Raw genomic sequence first — 23,099 nt, forward strand, 5'->3', positions numbered from 1 at the left:
CTCTAAGGGGTTAGGCCATCAGTATGTTTACGAGCATCTGTGCAGGCTTACTCAGCTCGACGCCAACCCGAGTCACGACCTCGTAGGGCTCGCTCCGCGACTTGAGATTCAACGGTAGACGCACCAGCATGCCGTGGTCCAGGGCCATCCTGGCGACATCCCACGGCATCACCGCGAGCAGGTCGCGATCTTGCATGAGCATGGATAGCGTAGTGAACGTCGACGAGGTTTCAATGGGGTATTGCGGGAAGCTCAAGCCGGCCTCTCGAAACTCACGCTCAAGGGTCAGACGCATGGGCATGTTTACCGGGAATACCACCCAGCGCGATTGCGCCAATTGCTCAAGGGTCAACGCTGCACAGGCTGCCAGCGGGTGCGCCGGGTTTGCCACCAGCACCAACTGCTCCTGATGTTTAACCCGGCTCTCGTAGGCTGTAGGTCTAGGGCTGACGCTGGTTCGGCAGATCACCACATCCACGCGCCCTTGGTCGAGCAGGTTGAGCAAGCGATCACTGGTGTCCTCTACCACCGATACCGATAGGTCTGGTTGGTTCTCGCGCAAGCGCGCCAGACCTTCCACCATGATCGGCACGGCGCCCATGATGGTGCCCACGGACAAACGGCCACCGTGGCCCTGGAGGATTCCCAGCATCTCCTCGCGCAGGTGCGCAAGGTCATTGCCAATCAAACGCGCATAACGGACCACGCAACGGCCCAGGTCATTGGCTTCGAGCCCTTTGCTGGTGCGCTCGAACAGTACCGCACCGAGGGTCGACTCGATTTCGTTAAGCGCCTTGGTTGCCCCTGGCTGAGTAATCGACATCGCTTCGGCGGCTTTATGGATGGAGCCCAGCTCATCAAGGCTGATCAGCAGACGCAGTTGGCGTAAACGAAGGCGCGAAGCCATGGAACTCAAGGATGGCAGCATAGGGGATCACTAAAAGTTATCAGGCAGTCAGCAGCTCTCATTAGGCAGCAATGCCAGGGAAATTTAAAGTGGCTCGCAAGTGCTTCCCCACAACAACAACCCGGAGCCAGCATGCGCCTGATCCAATTTGAAACCGTACCCGCCCAGCGCCATGTCGGCGTGGTGGAAGGCGACCTGATTCAGGTCGTACGCCACACCACGCACCTGCGGGAACTGGCCCTCACAGCCATCCGCAACCAACGCAGCCTCGCTGCGGAAGTACTAGAACGCGGCTTGGACAGCACCGACCAGCGCTACAGCGATGCCTTGAACGAATGCCGAGTGCTGGCGCCGCTCGACCACGAAGACCCGGCACACTGCTTGATCAGTGGTACCGGCCTCACTCACCTGGGCAGTGCCTCTACCCGCGACAAGATGCACCAGCAGAAAATCGCCGACGAAGCGGCGCTCACCGACACAGCGCGCATGTTCCAATGGGGCATCGAAGGTGGCCGCCCACCAGCCGGCAGCGCCGGCGCGCAGCCTGAGTGGTTCTACAAGGGTGATGGCTCGATCGTCGTCCGCCCTGGCCAAGCCTTGCAGACCCCCGTCTTTGCCGAGGACGCGGGTGAAGAGCCGGAACTGGCCGGCCTCTATGTGATCGGCGATGATGGCCAGCCCTACCGGCTGGGCTTTGCCATCGGCAACGAATTCTCCGACCACGTCATGGAACGGCGCAGCTATCTGTACCTGGCGCACTCCAAGCTGCGTAACTGCTCGTTCGGCCCCGAACTGCGCGTCGGTGAGCTGCCACGCCATCTGCAGGGCACCAGCCGGATACGTCGCGGGGATCAAGTAATCTGGGAAAAGGATTTTCTCAGCGGTGAGGACAACATGTGCCATTCGCTGGAGAATCTTGAGTACCACCACTTCAAGTACAGCCAGTTTCTGCGCCCCGGCGATGTGCACATTCACTTTTTCGGCACCGCGACGCTGTCGTTTGCCGACCAGGTCAAGGCCATCGAAGGTGATGTGTTCGAAATCAGCCTGGCGGAGTTCGGGGCGCCATTGCGAAACAGCATCAGCGCAACCCCTGCTGCCATCTCACCCGGTGCGGTGAAGACGCTCTGACCCGACGGCGGCGCAGGGCCGCGCCGCCGCGGCATTTCATAACAATCACAAAAGTGAGATGAGCATGAACAACAGCCCCTACCCTGCAGCCCCCGCGCCCGCCCTGGCGGCTGCCGAAAGCGCCAAGCCAACCACTGTGCGCTGGCGCATCTTCCTGATCCTGCTGCTACTGGCAGCGATCAACTACATCGACCGCGCTTCGCTGTCCGTCGCGTTGCCGTTGATTTCCGCCGAGTTTGAACTCACTCCGGCGCTCGAAGGCTTGATCCTCAGCGCGTTCTTCTGGTCATACGCCTTGATGCAGATTCCTGCTGGCGTGCTGCTCGACCGCTTCCAGGTACGCAATATCATTGGCGTCGCGACCATCGGCTGGGGTGCCTTCCAGGCCTTGGGCGGGTTTGCTCACAACTGGATCACCTTGCTGGTCACGCGCATTGGCCTGGGCGTGGCAGAATCGCCCATCATGCCCGCCGGCGCAAAGCTCAATGGTGCCTGGCTGACGCCTAACGAGCGTGGCCGCGGTGCCACACTGGTGGACGGCGGCGCACCGTTGGGCACCGCCTTCGGCGCAATCATCATCGCGGGTCTGATCACCTGGTTCGACTCTTGGCGCATCGCCTTTATCGTCGCTGGGGTCGGCACAGTGGCCGCCGGTATCTGGGCCTGGTGGTACATCCGCAATCACCCCAGCGAGCACCCGCAAGTCAACGCGGCTGAACTGGCTTACATCACCCAGGCCAACGACGCTGCGAGCAAGGCCAACGGCAACCGCAAGGCGGTGCTCAAGGAACTGCTCAAGAGCCGTTCGGTACTGTGTATGTTCGCTGGCTATGCCTGCTACAACAGCGTGTTCTACGGGTTGCTGACCTGGATGCCGAGCTACCTGCACCAGGCTCACAACCTCGATATCAAGGCGATGGGCGGTGCGACGTTCTTGATCTTCATGTGTGGCTTCATAGGCGAACTGATCGGCGGCTGGATCTCCGACAAGTGGAAAGCCAAAGGTGGCCAGCCGAACACCGTCATGCGCAGCATGTTCGCCGGCTCCGCCGCAGTCGCCGCCCTGTGCATCCTGCTGGTGGCCTACACCCCGGATGCTGGCCTGGTCATCGCCCTGCTCTGCGTGGCGCTGTTCTTCATCCGTTGGTGCGGCATGTACTGGTGCCTGCCGGCGATCCTCGGTGGCAAGTCCAAAGCTGGCGTGCTCGGCGGCAGCATGAACTTCTGCGGCAACATGGTGGGTGTACTGGTGCCGATCCTCATTGGCCTGATCGTGCAGTTCACCGGTTCCTATTTCCTGGCCCTGATCTTCTTCGTGGTCATGGCCTTCGGCCTGATGCTGTTCTCTGGCCTGATCGACTACCGCGAGCGCGGGCTGGCCTGAGCCACGCGCCCTATTGAGGTGAACACCATGCAAATCATTACAACAACAGGCAGTGCAAGCGCTGCCAACGCCGTGATTCGACTCAACCCACTGGACGATGTGCTGGTGGCACGCCAGCCGCTGACCGAAGGCCTGCTGCTGGACGAAGGCATCGTGGTCCGCGAGCCGATCCCGGCGGGCCACAAGGTGGCTGCCCGCGCGCTGAGCGCGGGCCAGCCAGTACGCCGCTATGGGCAGATCATCGGTTTTGCGAGCCAGGCGATCGCCGCAGGCGAACATGTCCACGTGCACAACCTGGCAATGGGCGAATTTGCCCGTGACTACGCCTTCGGCGTTGACGCCAAAGGCCAGCAGGCTCCCAACGACGATACCTTCATGGGTATCGTGCGCGCCGATGGCCGGGTCGCCACACGCAACTTCATCGGCATCCTCACCTCGGTGAACTGCTCGGCCACGGTGGCGCGGGCGATCGCCGACCACTTTCGCCGCGATATACACCCCGAGGCGTTGGCGCCCTACCCCAACGTCGATGGCGTGGTCGCCCTGACCCACGGCGTCGGTTGCGCGGTCGATCCCGGTGGCGAGGCGCTGGCGATGCTGCGCCGCACACTCGGCGGTTATGCCGTGCATGCCAACTTCGCTTCAGTGCTGTTGATCGGCCTCGGCTGCGAGACCAACCAGATCCCCGACCTGCTGGCGGCTCAGGGCCTGCAAAGCAGCCACGCACTGCGCACGTTCACTATCCAGGGTACCGGCGGCACGTCGAAGACCATTGCCAGCGGCATCGCCCAGGTCAAGTCGCTACTGGCCGAAGCCAACCAGGTCGAGCGCCAGCCGGTCAGCGTCCGCCATCTCACGGTCGGCCTGCAGTGCGGGGGCTCGGACGGCTATTCGGGGATCACCGCCAACCCGGCGCTGGGTAATGCGGTCGACCGCCTGGTGGCAGCCGGCGGCACCGCAATTCTCTCGGAAACCCCGGAAATCTACGGCGCCGAACACCTGTTGACGCGTCGCGCGGTCAGCCAGCAGGTGGGCGAGAAGCTGATCGCCCGCATCCAGTGGTGGGAGGCCTACTGCCAGCGTATGGGCGCCGAGCTGAACAACAACCCTTCGGCGGGCAATAAGGCCGGAGGCCTCACCACCATCCTCGAAAAGTCCCTGGGTGCCGTGGCCAAGGCCGGTTCCAGCGACCTGATGGATGTCTACGAGTACGCCGAACCGGTGCGCGCCCACGGCCTGGTGTTCATGGACACGCCCGGCTACGACCCGATCTCCGCCACGGGCCAAGTCGCCGGCGGCGCCAACCTGATCGCCTTCACCACGGGTCGCGGCTCGGCCTACGGCTGCGCGCCCTCGCCGTCCATCAAGCTGGCGACCAACACCCGCCTGTGGGAAAACCAGGAAGAGGACATGGACGTCAACTGCGGCGGCATTGCCGACGGCAGTATGACCATCGAAGAGCGAGGCGAGCACATTTACCGAATGATGCTGAGCATTGCCTCTGGCGAGCGCAGCAAGAGCGAACAGCATGGCTACGGCCAGAATGAGTTCGTGCCGTGGCAGATCGGCGCCATCACTTGATCCCCCTGCCTTCATCATCGGAGCCCGCATGACTCATATCCTTGGTCACAACTACATCGCCGGCCAGCGCTCGGCGCAAGGCAGCACTCTGCTCACCAGCCTCGACGCGACTACCGGCGAGCCGTTGCCAGGCGTGTTCACCCAGGCCACCGAAGCCGAAGTCGCCGCCGCCGGCGCAGCTGCAGCAGCGGCCTTCCCGGCCTACCGAAACCTGCCAGCCGAGCGACGCGCGGCGTTTCTCGAGGCCATCGCCGACGAACTCGACGACTTGGGCGATGACTTCATCGCCACGGTGTGCCGTGAGACCGCCCTGCCCAGTGGCCGGATCCAGGGCGAACGCGGCCGCACCAGCGGCCAGATGCGTCTGTTCGCCAAGGTGCTGCGCCGGGGTGACTTCTACGGTGCGCGGATCGACCGCGCGCTACCTGAGCGCCAACCCTTGCCCCGCCCCGACCTGCGCCAGTACCGCATCGGCGTCGGCCCGGTGGCGGTGTTTGGCGCCAGCAACTTCCCCTTGGCGTTTTCCACTGCCGGTGGCGATACCGCCTCGGCCTTGGCGGCTGGCTGCCCGGTGGTGTTCAAGGCCCACAGCGGCCACATGGCCACCGCCGAAGCGGTCGCCGACGCGATCCTGCGTGCCGCCAGCCGTACCGGCATGCCGGCCGGCGTGTTCAACATGATCTATGGCGGCGGTGTCGGCGAATGGCTGGTCAAGCATCCGGCAATCCAAGCGGTTGGTTTCACTGGCTCACTCAAGGGCGGTAATGCCCTGATCCGCATGGCCGCAGAACGGGCGCAACCCATCCCAGTGTTCGCCGAGATGTCCAGCATCAACCCGGTGATTCTGCTGCCCGAAGCGTTGCTGGCGCGCGGCGAGCGGGTAGCGGGTGAGTTGGCCGCCTCGGTGACAATGGGATGCGGGCAGTTCTGCACCAATCCCGGCCTGATCATCGGTATGCGTTCAGCGGCATTCAGTAACTTCATCGAGGTGTTCAAGGCTCAGATGGCCGAGCAGCCGGCGCAAACGATGCTCAACCAAGGCACCTTCGCCAGCTATCGCCAGGGCCTCGAGCAACTGCATAGCCACCCAGGCGTGACCCACCTGGCGGGCGCCACGCAAGGTGACCGCCAGGCGCAGCCTCAGCTGTTCAAGGCGGATGCCAGCCTGCTGCTGGGCGGCGACCCAGTGCTGCAGGAAGAAGTGTTCGGGCCGGCCACGTTGCTCATCGAGGTCGAGGATCATGCGCAACTGGCGGCGGCAGTACAGGCGCTGCGTGGCCAGCTGACGGCCACGCTGATCGGCGAAGTGACGGAGCTGCCCGGCTATGGCTGGCTAGGCGAGCTGCTGCAGGAAAAGGTTGGGCGGGTGCTGCTCAATGGTTACCCAACCGGTGTCGAGGTGTGCGACGCCATGGTGCATGGCGGCCCCTACCCGGCCACCTCGGATGCTCGAGGAACCTCCGTCGGTACCTTGGCGATCGACCGTTTCCTGCGCCCGGTATGCTTCCAGAACTACCCGGATGAGCTACTGCCGCCGGCGCTGCAAAATGCCAATCCGCTGGGGATCGGTCGTCTGGTCGACGGTGAGATGCATCATTCAAGCCTGGCGGATTGATCCGGTAACACTCACAACAATCGGGGGCACTCGCGCTGGTCGGGTGCCCCCGTTCTTCGCCACTAGGGCCTCTGCAGTTGATCTCTTAGATACTCGATAAAACGCTGGGTTTTGGCGGGAAGCAGTCGCGTTTCTGTCAATGCGTACACGGGCACCGGCGTCGCTTGCCACTGCGGCAGCACCCGTTGCAATACACCTGCCTCGACATCTGGAGCAGCGATACCGGCAGGCAGGAGTGCGATGCCGAGGTCCAGCGAAGCAAGTCGTCGCAACATCCCCACGCTGTTCAGTTCAAAGCGGCCACCCACCTGGACATGTTCGACAGCACCCTCGCTGGTCAGGGTCCACTTGTCCGAGCTCGCCCCTGACATCCGCAGGCATTCGTGATGCACAAGCTCAGCGGGATCGCGGGGCTCTCCGGAAATCCCCAAATATTGAGGTGAGGCGTACAGGCCGCGTTGCAGGGTGGCCAGTTTTCGCGCAATCAAGTTGGAGTTGGCCGGCTCACCCATCCGAATGACGACATCCACGGGGTCACTGACTAGATCGACCTGCCGGGGTGTGAGATCGAAGTCAAAGGTGATGCCTGGATACAGTCGTGCGAAGTCCGCAATCAACGGCGCCAGGTAGATGTTAGCGAAGTCCACTGGTAACGAAGCACGCAACAGGCCGCTGGGCCTGGCAAGCAGCTCACCCAATTGCTCATGCGCCAGCCTCGCTTCGTCAACAATGCGCTTGCACCGATCGAAGTAAAGCTGACCCGCCTCAGTCAGCTCGATCTTGCGCGTGGTGCGATGGAGCAGGCGCAACCCTATCTGCTTCTCCAGGCTGGTGATACGCCTTGAAAGCGTCGAGCTTGGCATGTTCATGGATTCCGCTGCGCCCCGAAAACTGCGCATCTTCACCACCTCCACGAACAGAGCCATGTCGTTCAGGTATTCCAAGCATTGCTCCAAAAATGGATCAGTCATTTCAATTTAGCCGGATTTATCCCGGCAGCGGATTGATTGATGATAACCCCATCACCGCTAAGGAGTAACGCAATGAACTCTCTTTTTTCCGAAGTCCAGGTAGGCCGCTACACCCTGTCCAACCGCATGGTCATGGCGCCGATGACGCGTTCGCGTGCAGACGATGCTGGCGTCCCTTCCGCCCTCGTCGCCACTTACTATGAGCAACGCGCCAGCGCTGGCCTGATCATCTCCGAAGGCGTTTTCCCTGTTGCGCTGGGCAAAGGTTATGTACGCACCCCTGGCATTGAAACCGATGAGCAGGTAGCGGCTTGGAAAAAGGTCGCTGAAGCCGTTCACGCCCGTGGCGGCCGTATCTTCATGCAACTCATGCACTGTGGCCGTGTTTCTCACCCGTCACTGCTGAACGACGGCGCCCAGCCACAAGCACCATCAGCCATCAAGGCCGCAGGTCAGACTTATACCGCTACCGGCCTGCAAGACTTCGTCATCCCGCATGCGTTGAGCATCGTCGAAATCGCCGGCGTCGTGGAAGGTTACCGCCAGGCTGCTCGTCGGGCGATCGAGGCTGGCTTCGACGGCGTTGAGTTGCACGCAGCATCGGGGTACTTGCCAGAGCAATTCCTGTCCAGCGGCAGCAACCAGCGCAATGACGAATACGGTGGCCCTGTTGAAAACCGTGTTCGCTTCGTTCTTGAAGTGCTTGCCGCGATGGTTGATGAAGTAGGCGGCGACCGCGTGGGAATCAAGATTTCTCCGGAGATGAATTTCAACGATATCGTCGACGCCGATCCACAAGAAACCTACATCTACCTGGTAGAGCAACTGCAGCCGTTCAACCTGGCTTATCTGCACGTAGCCCTGTTTGGGGCTGAGTTTGACTACCACAGCGCACTGCGGCCGCTCTTCAACGGGAGCTACCTGATCGGCAGTGGCTTGAACAAAGAAAGCGCCGAAGCGCTTATTTCCGGCGGCAACGCGGATGCGGCTGTGTTTGGTGGTGCTTTCCTGGCCAACCCTGATCTGCCAGAGCGTCTGCGTGTAGACGCCGAGCTCAACGTGCCGGATAAAAATACCTTCTACGCGCCTGGCGCAGAGGGCTACATCGACTACCCAACCCTGACCCAAGGGGCCTGAGGAGCGCCACCATGCTACCCACCGCACGCCTGCAGCGTATGAATCATGGAAGCCAGTTCCGAGCGTTCAGCCTTCGTGGCGATCAGTTTGCGAAACCGATCGATCCGTTTCTGGGCGTCGATCATGCCTGGATCAGTGGGCCGACCTTCCCACCGCATCCACATGCGGGTTTCTCGGCAGTGTCGTACCTGTTCCTGGACTCGGAAACGGGGATCGATAACCGGGACTCACTGGGCAATCGCAATCTGATTCATCCCGGTGGCCTGCACTGGACAGCGGCGGGTAGCGGCGTGGTACATGAAGAAGTACCAGCAGAGCCCGGCAAGACCGTGCACATGCTGCAAATCTTCATCAATCTGCCCGAGGACAAACAGGCGCAGGCCCCTCATGCCTTCAGCCTGGAGGCACGCGATGTACCCGTTGTGCGCCTGCCGGGGGTGAAAATCCGTGTTCCCCTCGGGACCTACGGCGAGATCGCGTCCCCACTGTCGTTGCCCACCGATGTCCGATTGCTGGACATCCTGCTGGAAGCGGGCAGCGAGTTAGAAATTCCAATCCCGGTCGGACATGTAGCATTCGTCGTTCCGATTGATGGTGAGGTGACCGTAGATGGCCAGCCGTTCAGTCTGCTCGACCCACAAGCCCCAGTGAATTTGCCCCAAGGGCCAAATCGGGTTGTCACGGTGCAGGCAAAAAACGGCGCCGCAAAGGCTGTGGTTTTTTCAGGTACACCGCTGAATCAGCCCGTTCATTGGCAAGGTCCAATGGCGCTGGCGTCACCACGCGCACTGGGCGAAGCCGTGCAACGCTACCAACGCGGGTTGTTCGGCAGCCTGCAAACCCGGTAAGCCAACATCGTTCCCATACTTAGCGAGAAGATCATCATGACTCACGAAAATTTCAATGCTGACAACGCTGCCCTGCTGCTGATCGATCATCAGATTGGCACCATGGGTTGGGCCAAATCCATGCCCTTCGATGAGCTCAAACGCAATGCGCTGATGCTCGCCAAGGCAGCGCGTATTCTCAAGCTGCCGGTCGTGCTCACCTCCAGCATGGAGGAGCATGCGCAAGGGCCGCTGCTGAGTGAGCTGGAAGAAATCCTCCCAACCGAGTTCGCGGGGCGCATCAAGCGCTTGGGAATCGTCAACGCGATGGACGATGAACATTTTGCCGCAGCGGTCAAAGCCACTGGTCGCAAGAAGCTCATCATTGCCGGCGTAACCAATGATGTATGCACCGTGTACCCGGCACTTTCGCTAGTCCGGGACGGCTTCGAGGTACAGGTTGTCGCCGACGCAGGCGCGTCGCCAACCGCGATGGCCGATGACATTGCCCTGCGTCGGATGGACAAGGCAGGGGTGACGCTGACCACTACCAACCAGTTGATTGCCGAACTGGCCGGCAGCTGGGCAACGCCTGAAGGCGGTGAGTTGGTACAGGTGTTGATGGAGTCGTTCGGCGGCTGAGTGAGCCCCAGTGTCAGTATCCCGCAAGGCGTTCATCGCCTTGCCGGGCTGCTTGTTCCCCCTGCAGCGGACCACAATCCCATGATTACCCACCAGGAAGACCTCATCATCGTTGGCGGTTCCTTGGCGGGCCTTACTCTCGCTTTGGCTTGCGCAGCGAGGAACCTGCCAGTACGTGTGCTCGAGCGTTCAGCGGGGCACAGGGTCGGCGGCGACAGTCTGACCGTTGATCTTTCATTGCTCGCCAAGACAGTTGGTCATGACCCCAGGCAGCATCCCAGCCTGCCGGTGGTCCCCGCCTACCGTGACTTGACGACCTGGCCTGCCCTGTACGGGTGGCTGCGTGATAGGGCACTGGCCTCGCCCTCGATTACTCTGGAAGAAGGTGTCACCGTGGCGGGTGTCCATGTTCATGGGGAGAACGCTGTCATCACACTTGCTGATGGGAAGCAGCGAATAGCTTCGGCAGTGATCGGCGCGGATGGATACCGCAGTGTTGTGCGTCAAGGCATCGCTCCACAGGCTCCACTCGCTCGCTATGCCGGGTATCTCGTCTGGCGTGGTTTGGTCGATGAAGATCGCCTTAAGCAACCTGTTGCCTGGCCCTCGAATGGGGGGCTATGGATCGACTTCGTGGAGGGGTATCGACTGGTCGCAGCCACGCTACCTGGGCGTGATGGGTCAATCGAACCGGGTCGCCGGCAAATCACGTTCGCCTGGTTTGATGCCCATCAGCAAACGCTGCTCGAAGAGACCGGCTGCCTGTCCGTCGATGGTTTCATTGAGGGTACCCTTGGCAGAGGAACTATCAGTCAAACGCTCAAGAATGACTTGCTCGACCGTGTGCCGCGCGTTTGGCCAGCGCTCTGGCAAGAGGCTGTGATGCTCGGGATCGCGTCAGCAGATTCGTTGAGTGGCGCGCCGATTGCCGAATACCTGCCCCAGCGATTGGTCAACGGTCCGTTGGCGATGTTGGGCGATGCCGCCCATGTGTTATCGCCAATGACCGGCCGCGGCTACCTCACCGCGGTGGAGGATGCAGCGCTGTTGGCCCAGTTGCTTGCCGAAAAAAAGCCCGATGAGGCGATGAGTGCCGTGCTCGCGGGTTACGAAGCAACTCGTATGCCCTTCATCCGGGGCCTGGTCACCCATTCGATGCGGCTCAGTGCTGAATACCGGCGCGTAGCGTCACGTGCTTAACTGCCACTGGCCAGCCGCAAATTGATTGCATGGCGGAGAGAATCCATGGCGTACGCTCATCTTTTGCCAATCCGCTACGCCCTGCTTGTTTCCAGCCTCGGCGCTGTCGCAGGCACTACGTTTTCAGTGATGGCGATCCTCACCCTCGGCGACATTGGTGGTGGGCTGTCAGTGAGCAGCGATGACGCTGCATGGTTGAACACGCTATACAACGTGGGCGCGATCTGCGGATTGCCTATCATTATGACAATGGCAGCGTCCTTGGGCAGAGGTCGGGCGATGCTGATCGCAGGGCTGTTCTACACCCTCAGTTCGATCGCCGTTGCCGTTTCCCCTTTCTACGAATGGGCCTTGGTTGCACGCTTCATCCACGGCTTCTTCGGCGGAATGCTACCCGTGCTCATGATGCAACTGGTCATGACCAGCCTGTTTCCCGGGCGTGGCCAGCTCGAAGGCATGACCCTGTTCGCGCTGGCCACGTCCGTCGGTACAGGCATAGCGGCATCCATCGGTGGCTATCTGCTCACCGAATTCGGCTGGCGAGGACTGTTCTGGATACAGGCATTGGTTGGTGGCGTCTATACCGTGCTGGCGTTGAAGGTTCTGCCTGATGAGCGCGGCGACCTCGAATACCTCAGCACTAAGGACTGGCCGAGCTATGCCTTTCTGGCTGCAGGATTGAGCGGTCTGATGGTGGTGATGGCAGAGGGCGAGCGCCGCTTCTGGCTGGAAACCTGGTGGATTCCCGCGCTGCTACTGAGCAGCCTGGTTGGCCTCGTTTATGGTGCACATTCATTGTGGATTGCACAGCGCCCGCTGCTGGTTCTGAAGATCTTCAGAAAGCCAACCTTCACCTGGGCGATCATTCTGTCGTTCATCTTCCGCTTCGGTACCCTGCTTACCGTATGGATCGCCCCGCAGTACTTGGCGCGTATGCAAGGTTTCAAAGCGCTGCAGACAGGGGAACTGTTGCTGGCGATGGTGCCAAGTACATTACTGGGTTTCGTACTGGCTTATTGGTTAGTGCGGCGCGTGGACGCCCGTGTAGCGCTGTCCCTTGGATTGCTGATCTTCGCACTTGCCGCTGCGCTGTGCAGCGATCTGGCGCCCGATTGGGCGCTGGATGAATTTCGCACGCCCATAGTGCTGGTCGGCTTCGGCCAGGCTTTCGTTCAGGTGGCCCTGCTTCGATACGCTGTTTTTGGGGTCGGTAAGGAAGAAGGGCCGACGTGCGGCATCATCTTTAACCTGGCCAGGCTCTACGCGCTTTTAGGTGGCCTTGGAGGTCTCTGGCATCTGGTCACAGAGCGCGAGAAATACCACTACACACGCATAGCTGAAGCGCTCGGCAACACTGATCCACTGACGACTCAGCGTATTGCCGAGAGTCAGTCGTTGTATACACGATTTGTCACCGATGCTGCGGCTACTCACGGCACTGCGCTGGGCAAGCTGTCCGACAGTGCAATGAACCAGGCTTATACGTTGGCATATGGCGACGCCTTTCTAGTCACCACGCTGGTGATGTTCGTGGGCGCCATCCTGGTGTGGGCTTTGCCTACCCTCCCCTCAGCGGCACCGCCGGCTACGCCTCCCGTTCAACCTGCTAAACCCGAGACCGCCACATGAATGCAACTCCCGAAAATGAACAGAAGCCGGCGGCGCGCTGGGCCAGTGGCCGCCGAATACTGATTGCAGCGGTGCTCGCTAATGCCTGCTTGGTCGCCGTAGCATTCGCCTATGCGCAATGGCATCAGAGGGTCGACTTCGAGAGCACCGATAACGCCTACATCAAAGGTAATCTGACCTATGTGTCACCGAAGGTCAGTGGTTACGTAACTGCCGTCGAAACGGAAAACAACCGCAAGGTCGCGCCGGGGGATGTACTGGTCCGTATCGACCCGTCGGACTACCAGGTAGCGGTCCAGACTGCGGTGGCCTCGGTTGCACAACAGCATGCATCACTGGTGCAACTGGACCAACAGCAACGCTTACAGCAAGCTCAGATCAAGGTTTCGGAAGCAGGCGTAACATCGGCACAAGCGTCCTTGAGCGAAACATCAGCTGACTTCAAGCGCGCACAAGCGTTGGTGGCGCAGGGGGCGATCAGCCAACAAGAGTTCGACCAGTCAAAAGCGGCCTGGACACGAGCGCGTGCAGCCCTCGCGCAAAATCAATCGCAAGTCGACTATGCCCAACAACAAATGGAAGTGCTGCGCGCCGAGCGCACCGTCATCGATGCCCAGTTGAAGTCTGCACAAGCGACGTTGCAGCGGGCAAACAATGATCTGGCGTGGACTCAGATCAGAGCGCCCCGTGAAGGACTGGTAGCCGCGCGTAATGTTCGCTTGGGCGAATATGTGACAGCAGGCACCAGGCTCATGGCAATTGCACCGACGCGTGATTTGTGGATCGAGGCTAATCTGCGCGAAACCCAACTGGCGCGAATGCGCCAGGGTGACCGCGTACAGGTCCAAGTGGATGCCGTGCCAGATCAGACGTACTGCGGGTATGTGGAAAGCATTTCAGGGGCAAGTGGATCTGAGTTCGCAGTCATACCACCCGACAATGCTTCAGGAAACTTCACTAAAATTGTACGCCGCTTCCCCGTCCGCATCCTGTTGGATGCAGATCAACCAGGTTTGCAACGTTTGGGAGTGGGCATGTCAGTTGAACCGCGCGTTGCGCTGGGTTCATACGTAGATGGAGAAGCGAGAGCCGGTTTGCTCTCGCGGGTCTTCCTAGGATCGTTCAGGTGCGATCGTAAGGAAGTGGCAACTGACTGAACCACATGCACTCTCCGGCCAAAGAAGGCGGAAAGTGCATGAATGCTGATGCGACGCCGCGATTAGCGAGGGGAAAGGTGGATGCCAGCGATCATGCAGCGAACTGAACCACCCGCCATTTCAATCGTGGGCACGTCAAGCGGTACCAGTCGCGCCGAACGTTCGATGCGTTGGCGTTGAGCATCGCTCAGGCTGTTGAACGCTCGGCGGGACAACGCCAGGATGCGACCGTCTCGGCCAGAAAGCTCGATGGCATTTCCGGCAAATTCCTCGATCTGCTGATTGGTCAGGTCGATCACATCGCGGCCTGATTCCATCAAACGTACACGCACCTGCTCAGCTCTCACCTTGTTAGTGAAAGTACCAAACCCTACCAGCGCGAACTCCGTCGCCACGCACATTAAGACATTGGTGTGGTAGATCGGTGCACCCTGCTCGTCAGCAGTGTCGAACACCATGGGCTCGAAGTTGAAGTGCGTGCTGAACCGCTCTAGGGCTATCGGGTCGGCTCGATTGGAGCGGGCCGTATAGGCGACCCTGGACAGGTGGTCAAATACCATGGCTCCGGTACCCTCGAGGAACAGCTCATCCTGTTCGAGGCCTGAGTAGTCGATCACATCCTGGACTCGATACTCTTGCTTGAGCATCTCGATAACATCGGTGCGTCGCTCACGCCGCCGATTAGGCGAATACATTGAGTAGATCGCGATGTGGCCACCAGGGTGCGTGGAAAACCAGTTGTTCGGGAAGACGGAGTCCGGCGTGTTTCTCTCGCCCAAATCATCGAAAAGATGAACCCTCACGCCCTCCGCTTCCAGCTGATTGGCCGCTTGAGTGACCTCATCATGGGCAATTTCAGCGAGGCGATGAGCTGCGAGGTCGGCATTCGGACGCTGGAATGAGTTGTCGGCAGCAGTTTCTGGGTTGGGGGTGAAAGCATGGGGCCTGATCATCACCACGGCCGCTGGTGCTTGGATTGAACGCGTTGGAAATGCCATCAAGAAATACCAAAGGTAAATGAGCTAACTCGTGGGGTTATGCAACGCGTCGCATGCGTTTGTTGGCCGAGCGGCCGCGCGTGTGGCTGAACAGATCCTTGGGGTCGTCCTCTACCCACGGTACAAGATCAATTTTTGCACCTACCCCCCGCTGCTCGGCCTGCTGTAGCACGTAGCGCAGTACCGAATAATCTTCGAGGGCGAAGCCAACAGAATCGAACACAGTGACCTGGTCCTCGCTCTGACGCCCTTGCTCCTCCCCGGTAAGTACGCGCCACAGGTCAACAACCGGTGAATCAGCCTCAAGTTGCTGGATGTCACCTTCGATACGCGTCTGAGGCTCGTACTCGACAAACACCCTGGCCTGGCGCAGGACGTCAGCGTGCAACTCAGTTTTGCCCGGGCAGTCACCACCCACCGCGTTCAGATGCATGCCGGGTTCGAGCATTTCGGGGGTGATGATGGTGGCGTAGGCCTTATCGGCGGTCACGGTCGTAATGATGTCTGCACCACGAACAGCTTCGGCCACACTCCGGGCACGAGTGATCTTGAGCTCTGGGTATTCCTGCAAGTTCCTGATCAGCTTGGCAGTCGCCAGCGGGTCGGTGTCGAAGGCAACGATTTCTTGGATATCCAGGTGCTTGTGGAAGGCCAGCGCCTGAAATTCGCTCTGCGCCCCATTTCCGATGAGGGCCATCTTCCTGCAGTTCGGTCGGGCAAGCGCTTTGGCGGCCATCAGGGAGGTCGCGGCCGTGCGCAGTGCCGTTGCGATGGTCAGCTCGGAAAGCAGTACGGGATAGCCGGTGTCGACATCGGCCAGCACACCGAAGGCCATCACGGTATGTAGATCTTTGTATGTGTTGGATGGATGGCCATTTACATACTTGAACGCATATCGACTGGCATCGGCCACCGGCATCAACTCGATCACCCCCACATCAGAGTGGCTTGCCACGCGTGCTGATTTGTCGAACTCCGGCCAGCGCTTGAAATCGTCTTGAATTACCTTTGAAAGCTCACCCAGGAATTGAACTACGCCAATATCATGCACGAGGTCAGACATCGTCGGTACATCGATGAAATGCGTCATTTTTTATACACCCAATAAGTGCACTCTCCGTTCGACCTTGAACAGGGAGCGCCAAGTATGATGGTTGCCGCCGGAGAAATTCTGATGCACGACCGATACAAAATGAAGGCTACAGGTTGCCAAATTCGTCAGAATTCTAGACACTTTGCTCACTAAAAATAGCAATCTGGATAGCGTGCATCATCATGGACAACATTGATCAAGAACTCATCGCGCTTTTACGAAGCAATGCGCGCACCCCGGTCATGACATTGGCCAAAAAGCTCAAGATCGCTCGGGCTACTGTTCAAAACCGGTTGAACAAGCTTGAAGAGAGTGGCGTGATTCTCGGTTACACCGTGCGCTTGCAAACCGATGCCATGGAGCGCGGAGTCAGAGCGATTACCAGCATCGGCATCAGCGGCCACCACGCCGCGGAGGTCAAGCATGCGTTACGCGGGCACCCCAACGTCGTCGCCATCCATACCACCAACGGCCGGTGGGATCTGATGGCGGAGCTGCACGCCGAAACGCTGGAGGCCTTTGATAAAGCGCTGAACACCATTCGCTCCATCAAGCACATCGACAACACTGAAACCAGCATCTTGCTGTCCTCCTTCAAGATGTAATGGCTCTTTCGCACCCTTTTTGCGCGACTTTGCATACTGCTGCATGGCCTGTACAAATTGCTCAGACTCTTGCATGGGAGTGGCAATTTGTAGTGTTCCGATTGACCACTGTGGCTGGCAAAATGGGAACTTCCAACTTCCTTGGACTAAGAAGCCATAACACCTAGCAGATGTGCAGGCCTGTTGAAACCCTCAATTAGCTGACAGGTTAGTTAGGAATTATCGGCCTCGACCCATGGGGTGCGCGCGCTTATCGATGTCTACCCACATCCTCGCCAGCAATCAGGGAGAGGTAGTGGTTTTCTTAAAAAAAGAATAAGAGGTTATTCATGCATCAAACGTGCAACTCGCGAGACATACCCCACAACGAAGAGCGAACACTGAAGCGGCGCTTGGAGAATCGTCATATTCAACTAATTGCCATTAGCGGGGCCATTGGTACAGGCCTGTTCATGGGTTCAGGGAAGATGATTGCGCTTTCAGGCTCGTCCATTATCCTGGTCTACGCAATCATTGGCTTCTTCGTCTTCTGCATCATGCGGGCAATGGGAGAAATGCTGCTCGCCAACCTTGAAATGGGCTCATTCGCCGAGCTCGTCCATCATCATCTGGGGCCAAAGGCCGGTTTCATCCTCGCCTGGTCATACTGGCTGAGTTGGGTGGTCGTGGCAGTCGGCGATGTGGTGGTGGTCGCAGGGTTTCTGCAGTACTGGTATCCGAACCTGCCGACGTGGATTCCTGCCTTCGGGACCATGTTCCTGCTCCTGGCGCTCAACATGCTGGCTGTGAAAGCGTTCGGTGAAGTGGAGTTCTGGTTCGGCCTGATCAAGATTATCGCGATCGTCGCGCTGGTGGTCACCGGCCTCGTCATGGTGGCTACGTCGTACACATCCCCGGCCGGAGTCACCGCGTCCTTCAGGCATCTGGTAGAGCCTGGCGTCATGATGCCGCATGGCATCCTGGGTTTTCTCGCTGGTTTCCAGATTGCAATTTTTTCGTTTGTCGGTACCGAACTGATTGGCACTGCTGCGGCTGAGGCCAACAATCCAGAAAAAACACTGCCTAAAGCGATCAACACCATTCCAATACGGATTCTGCTGTTCTACGTCACCGCGCTCGCGTGCATTATCAGCGTGATTTCCTGGGCAAACGTACCCGCCAATCGTAGTCCCTTTGTCGAGCTTTTCCTGCTTGGCGGCCTCCCGGCTGCCGCGGGCATGATCAACTTCGTGGTGATGACGTCTGCTGCATCCTCTGCCAACAGCGGCATCTATTCCGGGTCGCGCATGCTCTTCGGCCTGTCTCACAACCAGCAGGCACCCCAAGCATTCGGACGGTTGTCAGGCTCTGGCACCCCTACGCGAGCTCTGATGTTCTCGGGGCTGTGCATGCTCATTGCGTTGACACTGCTGTTCGTTAATCCGGATGTGATGGCAATTTTCACGCTGGTCTCGACGATTTCGGCCGTTATGGTCATCGTGACCTGGTCGTTGATCCTGCTGTCGTATTTCGCTTACCGACGCAGTAACCACGAAGCCCACCTACGTTCTACCTTCAAGCTCCCAGGCGGCAGATTCACGGCGGGTTTGTCCCTGGTGTTCCTGATGTTCGTCTTGGGCTTGCTGGCGCTTGAAACGGACACCCGCATTGCACTGTATGTGATGCCAATCTGGTACATCGGCTTACTGATTGCCTATCACCGCAGTGTGCATCGCAGCTCGCGCCAGGTCGTGACAGCCGTGTCCTGAGCCAGTCATCGAAAGGAGATGCGGATGAGCTCCTCCACATCAGGTATCAAGCTGGATCAATCAACCAGAGCGAGAATCAAGCAGGCAGCAGCTGCCCTAGATCGAACACCGCATTGGTTCATGAAAATGGCTGTACTGTATTGGCTGCAGCGCGTCGAACAAGGCTCAACCGCTACTGAGATGCTGATCGATGGGGACATAGAAGCCGATGCACGAATCAATAGTGTGCTCGGTCGGCAGAAACTATTGAGCATTGACTAGAAAAAACTCGACTGTGAGCAAGCTCAGCAGTCGAGTTTTTACATGGGTTAGCACCGAGGGCACTCTACAAGATGGGCGTTCAAGCGCCGGTGCGACCGGTTTGTTGAACCACCGCCTGTTACGGTGGTTCACTCCGCAGCAAATCCGGACATTCGTAATTAAGGCCCTCAGCCGATGCTTATGACCACCCGGCATTGGATGGAGTGCGGGTTCAGAGAGGGGTCCACATCAGTGATTGCTTTTCGCAACCGCGCGGTTTCGGGGTCCTGAGTGAAACCTTCAAAGTCACCTTCGCTCTCCCACTGCGCATAGTTGAGCACCTGCTTTCCGTCGAGACTTGCATGGAAGGTTGAGGAGACGAAGCCCGGTCTGTATCGCACCCATCGCTCAACCTCGGCAGCAATGGCTTCGATCAGCACTAGCTGCTTGTCGGCAGAAACCTCAAAGCACACCACTTGGGTGAACGTGTCGTTTTCCTCAATTTTTGCCATGAAATAGTCCTTTTCGAAAGCCTCTCAACCTTCTCCTTTGATATGTGAACGGTCGAGTGGTTCGCCGAGAGTCGTGGCATCGACGTACGAAGACCTTTAAGACTCACCCAACACCAAGCTCTTTCCAACCCCTCATTTGCGTTTGCTCCAGACAGCAATGCGCTTCGCTTCGGGCTTCACCGGGCCCACGAAGCCCCTTGCAGCGAGTGCATCGATCAGGTGGCGACTACCTCATTCGGAGGAAAATTTCCACGACGTTTAGTGAGGAGCCCCGCATATGTCGTGAACGGCCCGGCTTGGTAAAGCTATGACCCGCGAGGATCAATCATTCCAAGAATCTGCCTCTCCGCGGGCGTGCCGGGCCAAAGCATCCTCAACCAGCCTACGCGTCTCCAACTCACAATTATTCAATGCGCCGACGTCGAGGTGATCAAGCCACTCAGCGCAACGCGCCAATCCCATCATCTGTTCCAATGCGGTTGATGAGATGTAGTCGGTGCGGGTCGAGCGACCACCACTGTTCGAGGTCCGGAAATTGACCTGTCCTCGTGCGAAGAGGAGGAAGCGGGCTTGCGTGGTGACGTGGGACTCGACCCAGCGGCGCCCGCCATCACCATCAACACTGTAACGGTTCAAGTCGATGAGATAGGAGGCATGGCTCTCATCAGCTAGAAACGCATCCGGGTCACGTTCTGCTTTCTGTTGCAGCGCTTCGACATAGAGGGTTTTTAACTGCTCAAATCCGGCATCGTCGAGATAGCCGACATCACCCTGGCGGCGCAGTGCAGCCTCCCCTTCCAGCAACAGATCCATGACCACCAAGCCTTGCACCGCGGCGAAGGCCTCGATGACCAATTGGCTGCGGGTGTGCTCCAGTTGATGGCGTTCAAGGAACAGTCTGAGCAGACGGGTGACCTGCAGCCGCGGCGACCAGTTGGTGAACGACATGCGCCGTCCAACATGATCGCCGGCGCGCAGCAACGTTTGCACCACCGCGAGCGACTGATCGACAGGAAACTGGTCCACCAGGCCGATAAGTCGCTGCAGGATTTCGCCCTGACGCTCCTCCTCATGGCTTATCAGCAGTGCGGTAAATGCCACCGGATCGGTGATCCGTCTGCCAAGTTCATGTAGCAACGAATTGGGGATGTCCTCCAGAGGAATTGAGAGCTCGAAATAGCGATCGAACACTTGATCGCAGCACACCCGTGAGCGGGCCAACCAGCGCAGTTTTTCCGTCTGATCGTAGTAGGTGTTGGTCAATGCCCAATCCAGCGTGGGGAACATCGCTTGAAGCAATTGGCGTATGGCAGATTGATGAGGAGAAGGTGCCAGGTGGACCAGCTGATCGATTATTTGGTTTACGCGCGCTTGCTGTGGCTGATCCTTCCGGGCGAACGGCTCGCTGTCAGTCAACAACGCTTTGTAGCGTGGTAGCTCAGCGTAAGTTTCCGGGGCAAACACTCGTAGGCATTCCAACGCAAACAGATCGACCGCATTGACCTCTGCCACTTCGGTGCCGCGCAGCAGGCGACAGTGAAAAGCCAAGGTCGAGGTGTACCGGTAAACGTGACGTAAATTGCGAAAGAACGGCCGCATACCGCGCTCGAACATCTGCCCCCAGTACTCTTTGTCGAAGCGCTCCTGCAGTTGCGGTTCGTCGGTCAAGATCGCGTCCAATCGGCTAAACAAGATCGTCTGAAGCTGACTGTTTGCAATGGCCGGGACGCTGAGAGGGGCTTGGATGATCTTCTCCAGGTAATCCGCCCCCTTGAAGCCGACCTGGTTCAGTCCTTGCTCGACCGTATCGCGCTGGAACAGCAGCAGGAACACGACATTGGCGAAATCCATGTGCGCCTTAATTAGCTGAAACATCGCCTTCATTTGATCGGCCGACAACCGATCCAGATCATCCAGCACGATCAACAGCGGCTTACTACGCGCGCTCAAGAGTTTCTGCAGCTCAGTGCGAATTTCTCCGAGGGTCAGTTCATTGTCTTTTGCTTGCTGGTCGAGACGTTTGGAGTGATTGGTCATCGCCCCGGCGAGCTTCTTTACCTGCGGTGCAAAGGTACCGAGCCAGCTAGCGGTGCTGAGGAGCCATATTGTCACCTTTGCCGCGTCGCCTTCGGCCACACTGGCCAGCGCGGTAGTCACCAAAGCCGAACCGAGCAACACCGGCGTCCATTTAGCAGTCGTGCTGAGTACGCCGGCGCCGGCATTCAAGTACCGGCCATAATGACGCAACAGTTTGGCAAGCTTTTTATCTTTATCCCCGAAATCCTGGCGCTGTACGACGCGGGAGATTTCCTCGAAGAAGGCGCTGCTCAATTTGTCTTGGCTAGCCCACTGCCAAGGATTGAATTCGATCACCTGGCAGCTCTGGTTTGCTTCGAGCTGCTCCAGAGTCATATTTTTGATCGAACTTTTGCCACTACCCCAGCCCCCGGTCAGGCTGATCACCAAGCTTTCCTGATTTTTCCACGAGCTAATCGCCAGTGCCAGCCGCTGGGCAAACCCGGCGCGATCGAGGAGGTCGTATTTCTTCAACAGAATTGGACGGTCATCGGCGAACTTCAAGTCATCATGGTTCATGGGGCGGCCTTCCGGCAATCGAGGCTATGGAGAGTTGGGTGTAGTCAGACGCGGCGGCCGCGTGGCCATATCAGGGGCGGCTGCGTTGAGGTTTCTTCTTCAGGGCCTCTCGCAGTTGCTCGAGTTGTGCCTCCAGGGTGTCGGCACGCGACTGCTGTGCCACGGCGCTGTGCTGAGTCTCGGCGAGCAGAGTCTGCATTTGTTGGAGGCTGTGTTGCAGGGCGTGGCTATGCGTCTCCGCTTTCGCAGCGGCTTGGCGCATCTGACTCAGATTCTGATTCAGCGCCTCATTCTGTGCCTCCGCCGTTGCACGCTGCTCACGCGCTTCAGCCAGCTGGCGCTGCTCAGCTTGTAGCGACTGTTGCAAGGTGAGCATGCGGGCACTGGCATCCTTGAGCTGGAAGGTCAGCCCTTTACTCTCCTCGCGAGCACGATCGATTTCACGATAAGCGCGATCCTCAACGTCACGGGTGTAGCGCTGTTGTGCCTCACGAGCCTGCTCGGCCTGTTCACGGCTTTCGTGCAGAAGCTGACGCACTTCGGCCACGTCAGCGCGCGATTCGTCACGCTGCGCCTGAAGTTCGTCGCGCTGCGCACGCAGGTCATCGATTTGTGCCTGGCGCTCGGCCAACAGTTGCTCCAGACCGGCCAGTCGGGTCTCCGCGCCCTGCCGTGCGGTAACGGCCTCAGACGCCTGCTGGCGCGCATGGGCTACGTCCAGCCGGGCACGAGCTTCCAGCGCCCCCAGCGCCTCGCGCTCTTCGTTCAGCACTTGGCGTTGGGCGGATATCGCCTGCTCCGCCACGCCCTCGGCCAGGATGGTGGCTTGCTGCCAAATCGCCCTGAAGGCCTGCGCTACTTCCGCCGGCAGGCCCGGTAGGCGCGCTTCGCCGCGCAGCCGTGCGGCCAGTTGCTCCCACCACTGATCCAGCAAGGTACCGACCCGGGCCGGGCTGCCGCGCCCGAGCTCTAAGCGCACCCGTTCCACTGTCGGCCTCTCGCCACGGGCCAGCACGGCGTCTGCCGCGGCAAACACGTCGTTTTCTGGTACGCCTACCGCCATGCCCTGCCCTCCGCTATATTAGGTCTGATAATGAACGATTATCCGACCTTAAAAAATTGAAACT

At 59.1% G+C, this 23,099-nt stretch carries 20 protein-coding genes; 13 read left to right on the forward strand and 7 right to left on the reverse strand.

All coding sequences use genetic code 11. From position 1 onward, the window contains the following. Window positions 1-10: 10 nt before the first annotated feature. Window positions 11-928, reverse strand: coding sequence for a LysR family transcriptional regulator (locus ACLCGK_RS22345; RefSeq protein ID WP_410952955.1), 918 nt, complete (start codon window positions 926-928; stop codon window positions 11-13). 111 nt (window positions 929-1,039) lie between these two features. Here ACLCGK_RS22345 and araD1 point away from each other — a divergent pair, with 111 nt between their 5' ends. The 4 genes from araD1 (at window position 1,040) to ACLCGK_RS22365 (ending at window position 6,618) form a co-directional block, all read left to right on the forward strand. Then, a complete protein-coding gene (araD1, locus tag ACLCGK_RS22350; RefSeq protein ID WP_410952956.1) occupies window positions 1,040-2,038 on the forward strand; it encodes an AraD1 family protein in 999 nt (332 codons plus the stop codon). 64 nt (window positions 2,039-2,102) lie between these two features. Then, window positions 2,103-3,422 (forward strand): MFS transporter, encoded by a 1,320-nt coding sequence (locus ACLCGK_RS22355; RefSeq protein ID WP_410952957.1) that lies wholly within the window; start codon window positions 2,103-2,105, stop codon window positions 3,420-3,422. 27 nt (window positions 3,423-3,449) lie between these two features. Then, complete coding sequence (locus ACLCGK_RS22360; RefSeq protein ID WP_410952958.1) at window positions 3,450-5,003, forward strand: UxaA family hydrolase; 1,554 nt, start codon at window positions 3,450-3,452, stop codon at window positions 5,001-5,003. Between the two features lie 28 nt (window positions 5,004-5,031). Next, window positions 5,032-6,618 (forward strand): aldehyde dehydrogenase (NADP(+)), encoded by a 1,587-nt coding sequence (locus ACLCGK_RS22365; RefSeq protein ID WP_410952959.1) that lies wholly within the window; start codon window positions 5,032-5,034, stop codon window positions 6,616-6,618. 62 nt (window positions 6,619-6,680) lie between these two features. Here the strand turns inward: ACLCGK_RS22365 and ACLCGK_RS22370 are convergent, their stop codons facing one another. Then, complete coding sequence (locus ACLCGK_RS22370) at window positions 6,681-7,562, reverse strand: LysR family transcriptional regulator (protein ID WP_410952960.1); 882 nt, start codon at window positions 7,560-7,562, stop codon at window positions 6,681-6,683. Window positions 7,563-7,661: 99 nt separating this feature from the next. Here ACLCGK_RS22370 and ACLCGK_RS22375 point away from each other — a divergent pair, with 99 nt between their 5' ends. The 6 genes from ACLCGK_RS22375 to ACLCGK_RS22400 all read left to right on the forward strand — a co-directional run bounded on the left by ACLCGK_RS22375 (window position 7,662) and on the right by ACLCGK_RS22400 (window position 14,181). Beyond that, window positions 7,662-8,726, forward strand: a complete 1,065-nt coding sequence (locus ACLCGK_RS22375; protein ID WP_410952961.1) for an alkene reductase — start codon at window positions 7,662-7,664, stop codon at window positions 8,724-8,726. Window positions 8,727-8,737: 11 nt separating this feature from the next. Next, window positions 8,738-9,574 (forward strand): pirin family protein, encoded by an 837-nt coding sequence (locus ACLCGK_RS22380; protein WP_410952962.1) that lies wholly within the window; start codon window positions 8,738-8,740, stop codon window positions 9,572-9,574. A 36-nt stretch (window positions 9,575-9,610) separates the two neighbouring features. Further along, complete coding sequence (locus ACLCGK_RS22385; protein WP_410952963.1) at window positions 9,611-10,195, forward strand: isochorismatase family protein; 585 nt, start codon at window positions 9,611-9,613, stop codon at window positions 10,193-10,195. Between the two features lie 81 nt (window positions 10,196-10,276). After that, complete coding sequence (locus tag ACLCGK_RS22390) at window positions 10,277-11,395, forward strand: FAD-dependent monooxygenase (RefSeq protein ID WP_410952964.1); 1,119 nt, start codon at window positions 10,277-10,279, stop codon at window positions 11,393-11,395. Between the two features lie 45 nt (window positions 11,396-11,440). Next, window positions 11,441-13,024, forward strand: a complete 1,584-nt coding sequence (locus ACLCGK_RS22395; protein ID WP_410952965.1) for an MFS transporter — start codon at window positions 11,441-11,443, stop codon at window positions 13,022-13,024. Beyond that, entirely contained in the window at window positions 13,021-14,181 is a 1,161-nt protein-coding gene (locus tag ACLCGK_RS22400) for an HlyD family secretion protein (protein ID WP_410952966.1), read from the forward strand. The genes ACLCGK_RS22395 and ACLCGK_RS22400 overlap by 4 nt, the downstream gene beginning before the upstream one ends. Window positions 14,182-14,243: 62 nt before the next feature. On the opposite strand, the gene ctlX is transcribed toward ACLCGK_RS22400, so the two are convergent. Next, window positions 14,244-15,179, reverse strand: a complete 936-nt coding sequence (gene ctlX / locus ACLCGK_RS22405; protein ID WP_410952967.1) for a citrulline utilization hydrolase CtlX — start codon at window positions 15,177-15,179, stop codon at window positions 14,244-14,246. Between the two features lie 37 nt (window positions 15,180-15,216). After that, a complete protein-coding gene (locus tag ACLCGK_RS22410) occupies window positions 15,217-16,269 on the reverse strand; it encodes an ornithine cyclodeaminase (protein WP_410952968.1) in 1,053 nt (350 codons plus the stop codon). Window positions 16,270-16,454: 185 nt separating this feature from the next. Between ACLCGK_RS22410 and ACLCGK_RS22415 the strand changes: the two genes are divergently transcribed. The 3 genes from ACLCGK_RS22415 (at window position 16,455) to ACLCGK_RS22425 (ending at window position 18,886) form a co-directional block, all read left to right on the forward strand. Further along, window positions 16,455-16,877, forward strand: a complete 423-nt coding sequence (locus ACLCGK_RS22415; RefSeq protein WP_410952969.1) for an Lrp/AsnC family transcriptional regulator — start codon at window positions 16,455-16,457, stop codon at window positions 16,875-16,877. A 329-nt stretch (window positions 16,878-17,206) separates the two neighbouring features. Next, the gene (locus tag ACLCGK_RS22420; RefSeq protein ID WP_410952970.1) at window positions 17,207-18,625 is read left to right on the forward strand and encodes an amino acid permease; all 1,419 of its coding nucleotides are present in this window, start codon (window positions 17,207-17,209) and stop codon (window positions 18,623-18,625) included. Between the two features lie 24 nt (window positions 18,626-18,649). After that, entirely contained in the window at window positions 18,650-18,886 is a 237-nt protein-coding gene (locus tag ACLCGK_RS22425) for a transcriptional regulator (RefSeq protein WP_410952971.1), read from the forward strand. Between the two features lie 167 nt (window positions 18,887-19,053). Here the strand turns inward: ACLCGK_RS22425 and ACLCGK_RS22430 are convergent, their stop codons facing one another. The 3 genes from ACLCGK_RS22430 to ACLCGK_RS22440 form a co-directional block, all read right to left on the reverse strand. Beyond that, on the reverse strand, window positions 19,054-19,377 hold the full coding sequence (locus tag ACLCGK_RS22430; protein WP_410952972.1) for an antibiotic biosynthesis monooxygenase family protein: 324 nt from the start codon (window positions 19,375-19,377) through the stop codon (window positions 19,054-19,056). A gap of 321 nt (window positions 19,378-19,698) precedes the next feature. Continuing rightward, window positions 19,699-21,972: a P-loop NTPase fold protein gene (locus ACLCGK_RS22435; RefSeq protein ID WP_410952973.1), complete on the reverse strand. Its 2,274-nt coding sequence runs from the start codon at window positions 21,970-21,972 to the stop codon at window positions 19,699-19,701. 70 nt (window positions 21,973-22,042) lie between these two features. After that, a complete protein-coding gene (locus ACLCGK_RS22440) occupies window positions 22,043-23,035 on the reverse strand; it encodes a DNA-binding protein (RefSeq protein ID WP_410952974.1) in 993 nt (330 codons plus the stop codon). Window positions 23,036-23,099: the final 64 nt, after the last annotated feature.

Source organism: Pseudomonas sp. S1(2024) (assembly GCF_046557535.1).

Bases quoted from the DNA above. Each gene is read 5' to 3' on its own strand.
- ACLCGK_RS22430 (WP_410952972.1), bottom strand. From the start codon at position 19,377: ATGGCAAAAATTGAGGAAAACGACACGTTCACCCAAGTGGTGTGCTTT.
- ACLCGK_RS22435 (WP_410952973.1), bottom strand. From the start codon at position 21,972: ATGAACCATGATGACTTGAAGTTCGCCGATGACCGTCCAATTCTGTTG.
- ACLCGK_RS22345 (WP_410952955.1), bottom strand. From the start codon at position 928: ATGCTGCCATCCTTGAGTTCCATGGCTTCGCGCCTTCGTTTACGCCAA.
- ACLCGK_RS22425 (WP_410952971.1), top strand. From the start codon at position 18,650: ATGAGCTCCTCCACATCAGGTATCAAGCTGGATCAATCAACCAGAGCG.
- ACLCGK_RS22390 (WP_410952964.1), top strand. From the start codon at position 10,277: ATGATTACCCACCAGGAAGACCTCATCATCGTTGGCGGTTCCTTGGCG.
- araD1 (WP_410952956.1), top strand. From the start codon at position 1,040: ATGCGCCTGATCCAATTTGAAACCGTACCCGCCCAGCGCCATGTCGGC.
- ACLCGK_RS22380 (WP_410952962.1), top strand. From the start codon at position 8,738: ATGCTACCCACCGCACGCCTGCAGCGTATGAATCATGGAAGCCAGTTC.
- ACLCGK_RS22395 (WP_410952965.1), top strand. From the start codon at position 11,441: ATGGCGTACGCTCATCTTTTGCCAATCCGCTACGCCCTGCTTGTTTCC.
- ACLCGK_RS22420 (WP_410952970.1), top strand. From the start codon at position 17,207: ATGCATCAAACGTGCAACTCGCGAGACATACCCCACAACGAAGAGCGA.
- ACLCGK_RS22375 (WP_410952961.1), top strand. From the start codon at position 7,662: ATGAACTCTCTTTTTTCCGAAGTCCAGGTAGGCCGCTACACCCTGTCC.
- ACLCGK_RS22440 (WP_410952974.1), bottom strand. From the start codon at position 23,035: ATGGCGGTAGGCGTACCAGAAAACGACGTGTTTGCCGCGGCAGACGCC.
- ACLCGK_RS22410 (WP_410952968.1), bottom strand. From the start codon at position 16,269: ATGACGCATTTCATCGATGTACCGACGATGTCTGACCTCGTGCATGAT.
- ACLCGK_RS22400 (WP_410952966.1), top strand. From the start codon at position 13,021: ATGAATGCAACTCCCGAAAATGAACAGAAGCCGGCGGCGCGCTGGGCC.
- ctlX (WP_410952967.1), bottom strand. From the start codon at position 15,179: ATGGCATTTCCAACGCGTTCAATCCAAGCACCAGCGGCCGTGGTGATG.
- ACLCGK_RS22355 (WP_410952957.1), top strand. From the start codon at position 2,103: ATGAACAACAGCCCCTACCCTGCAGCCCCCGCGCCCGCCCTGGCGGCT.
- ACLCGK_RS22360 (WP_410952958.1), top strand. From the start codon at position 3,450: ATGCAAATCATTACAACAACAGGCAGTGCAAGCGCTGCCAACGCCGTG.
- ACLCGK_RS22385 (WP_410952963.1), top strand. From the start codon at position 9,611: ATGACTCACGAAAATTTCAATGCTGACAACGCTGCCCTGCTGCTGATC.
- ACLCGK_RS22415 (WP_410952969.1), top strand. From the start codon at position 16,455: ATGGACAACATTGATCAAGAACTCATCGCGCTTTTACGAAGCAATGCG.
- ACLCGK_RS22365 (WP_410952959.1), top strand. From the start codon at position 5,032: ATGACTCATATCCTTGGTCACAACTACATCGCCGGCCAGCGCTCGGCG.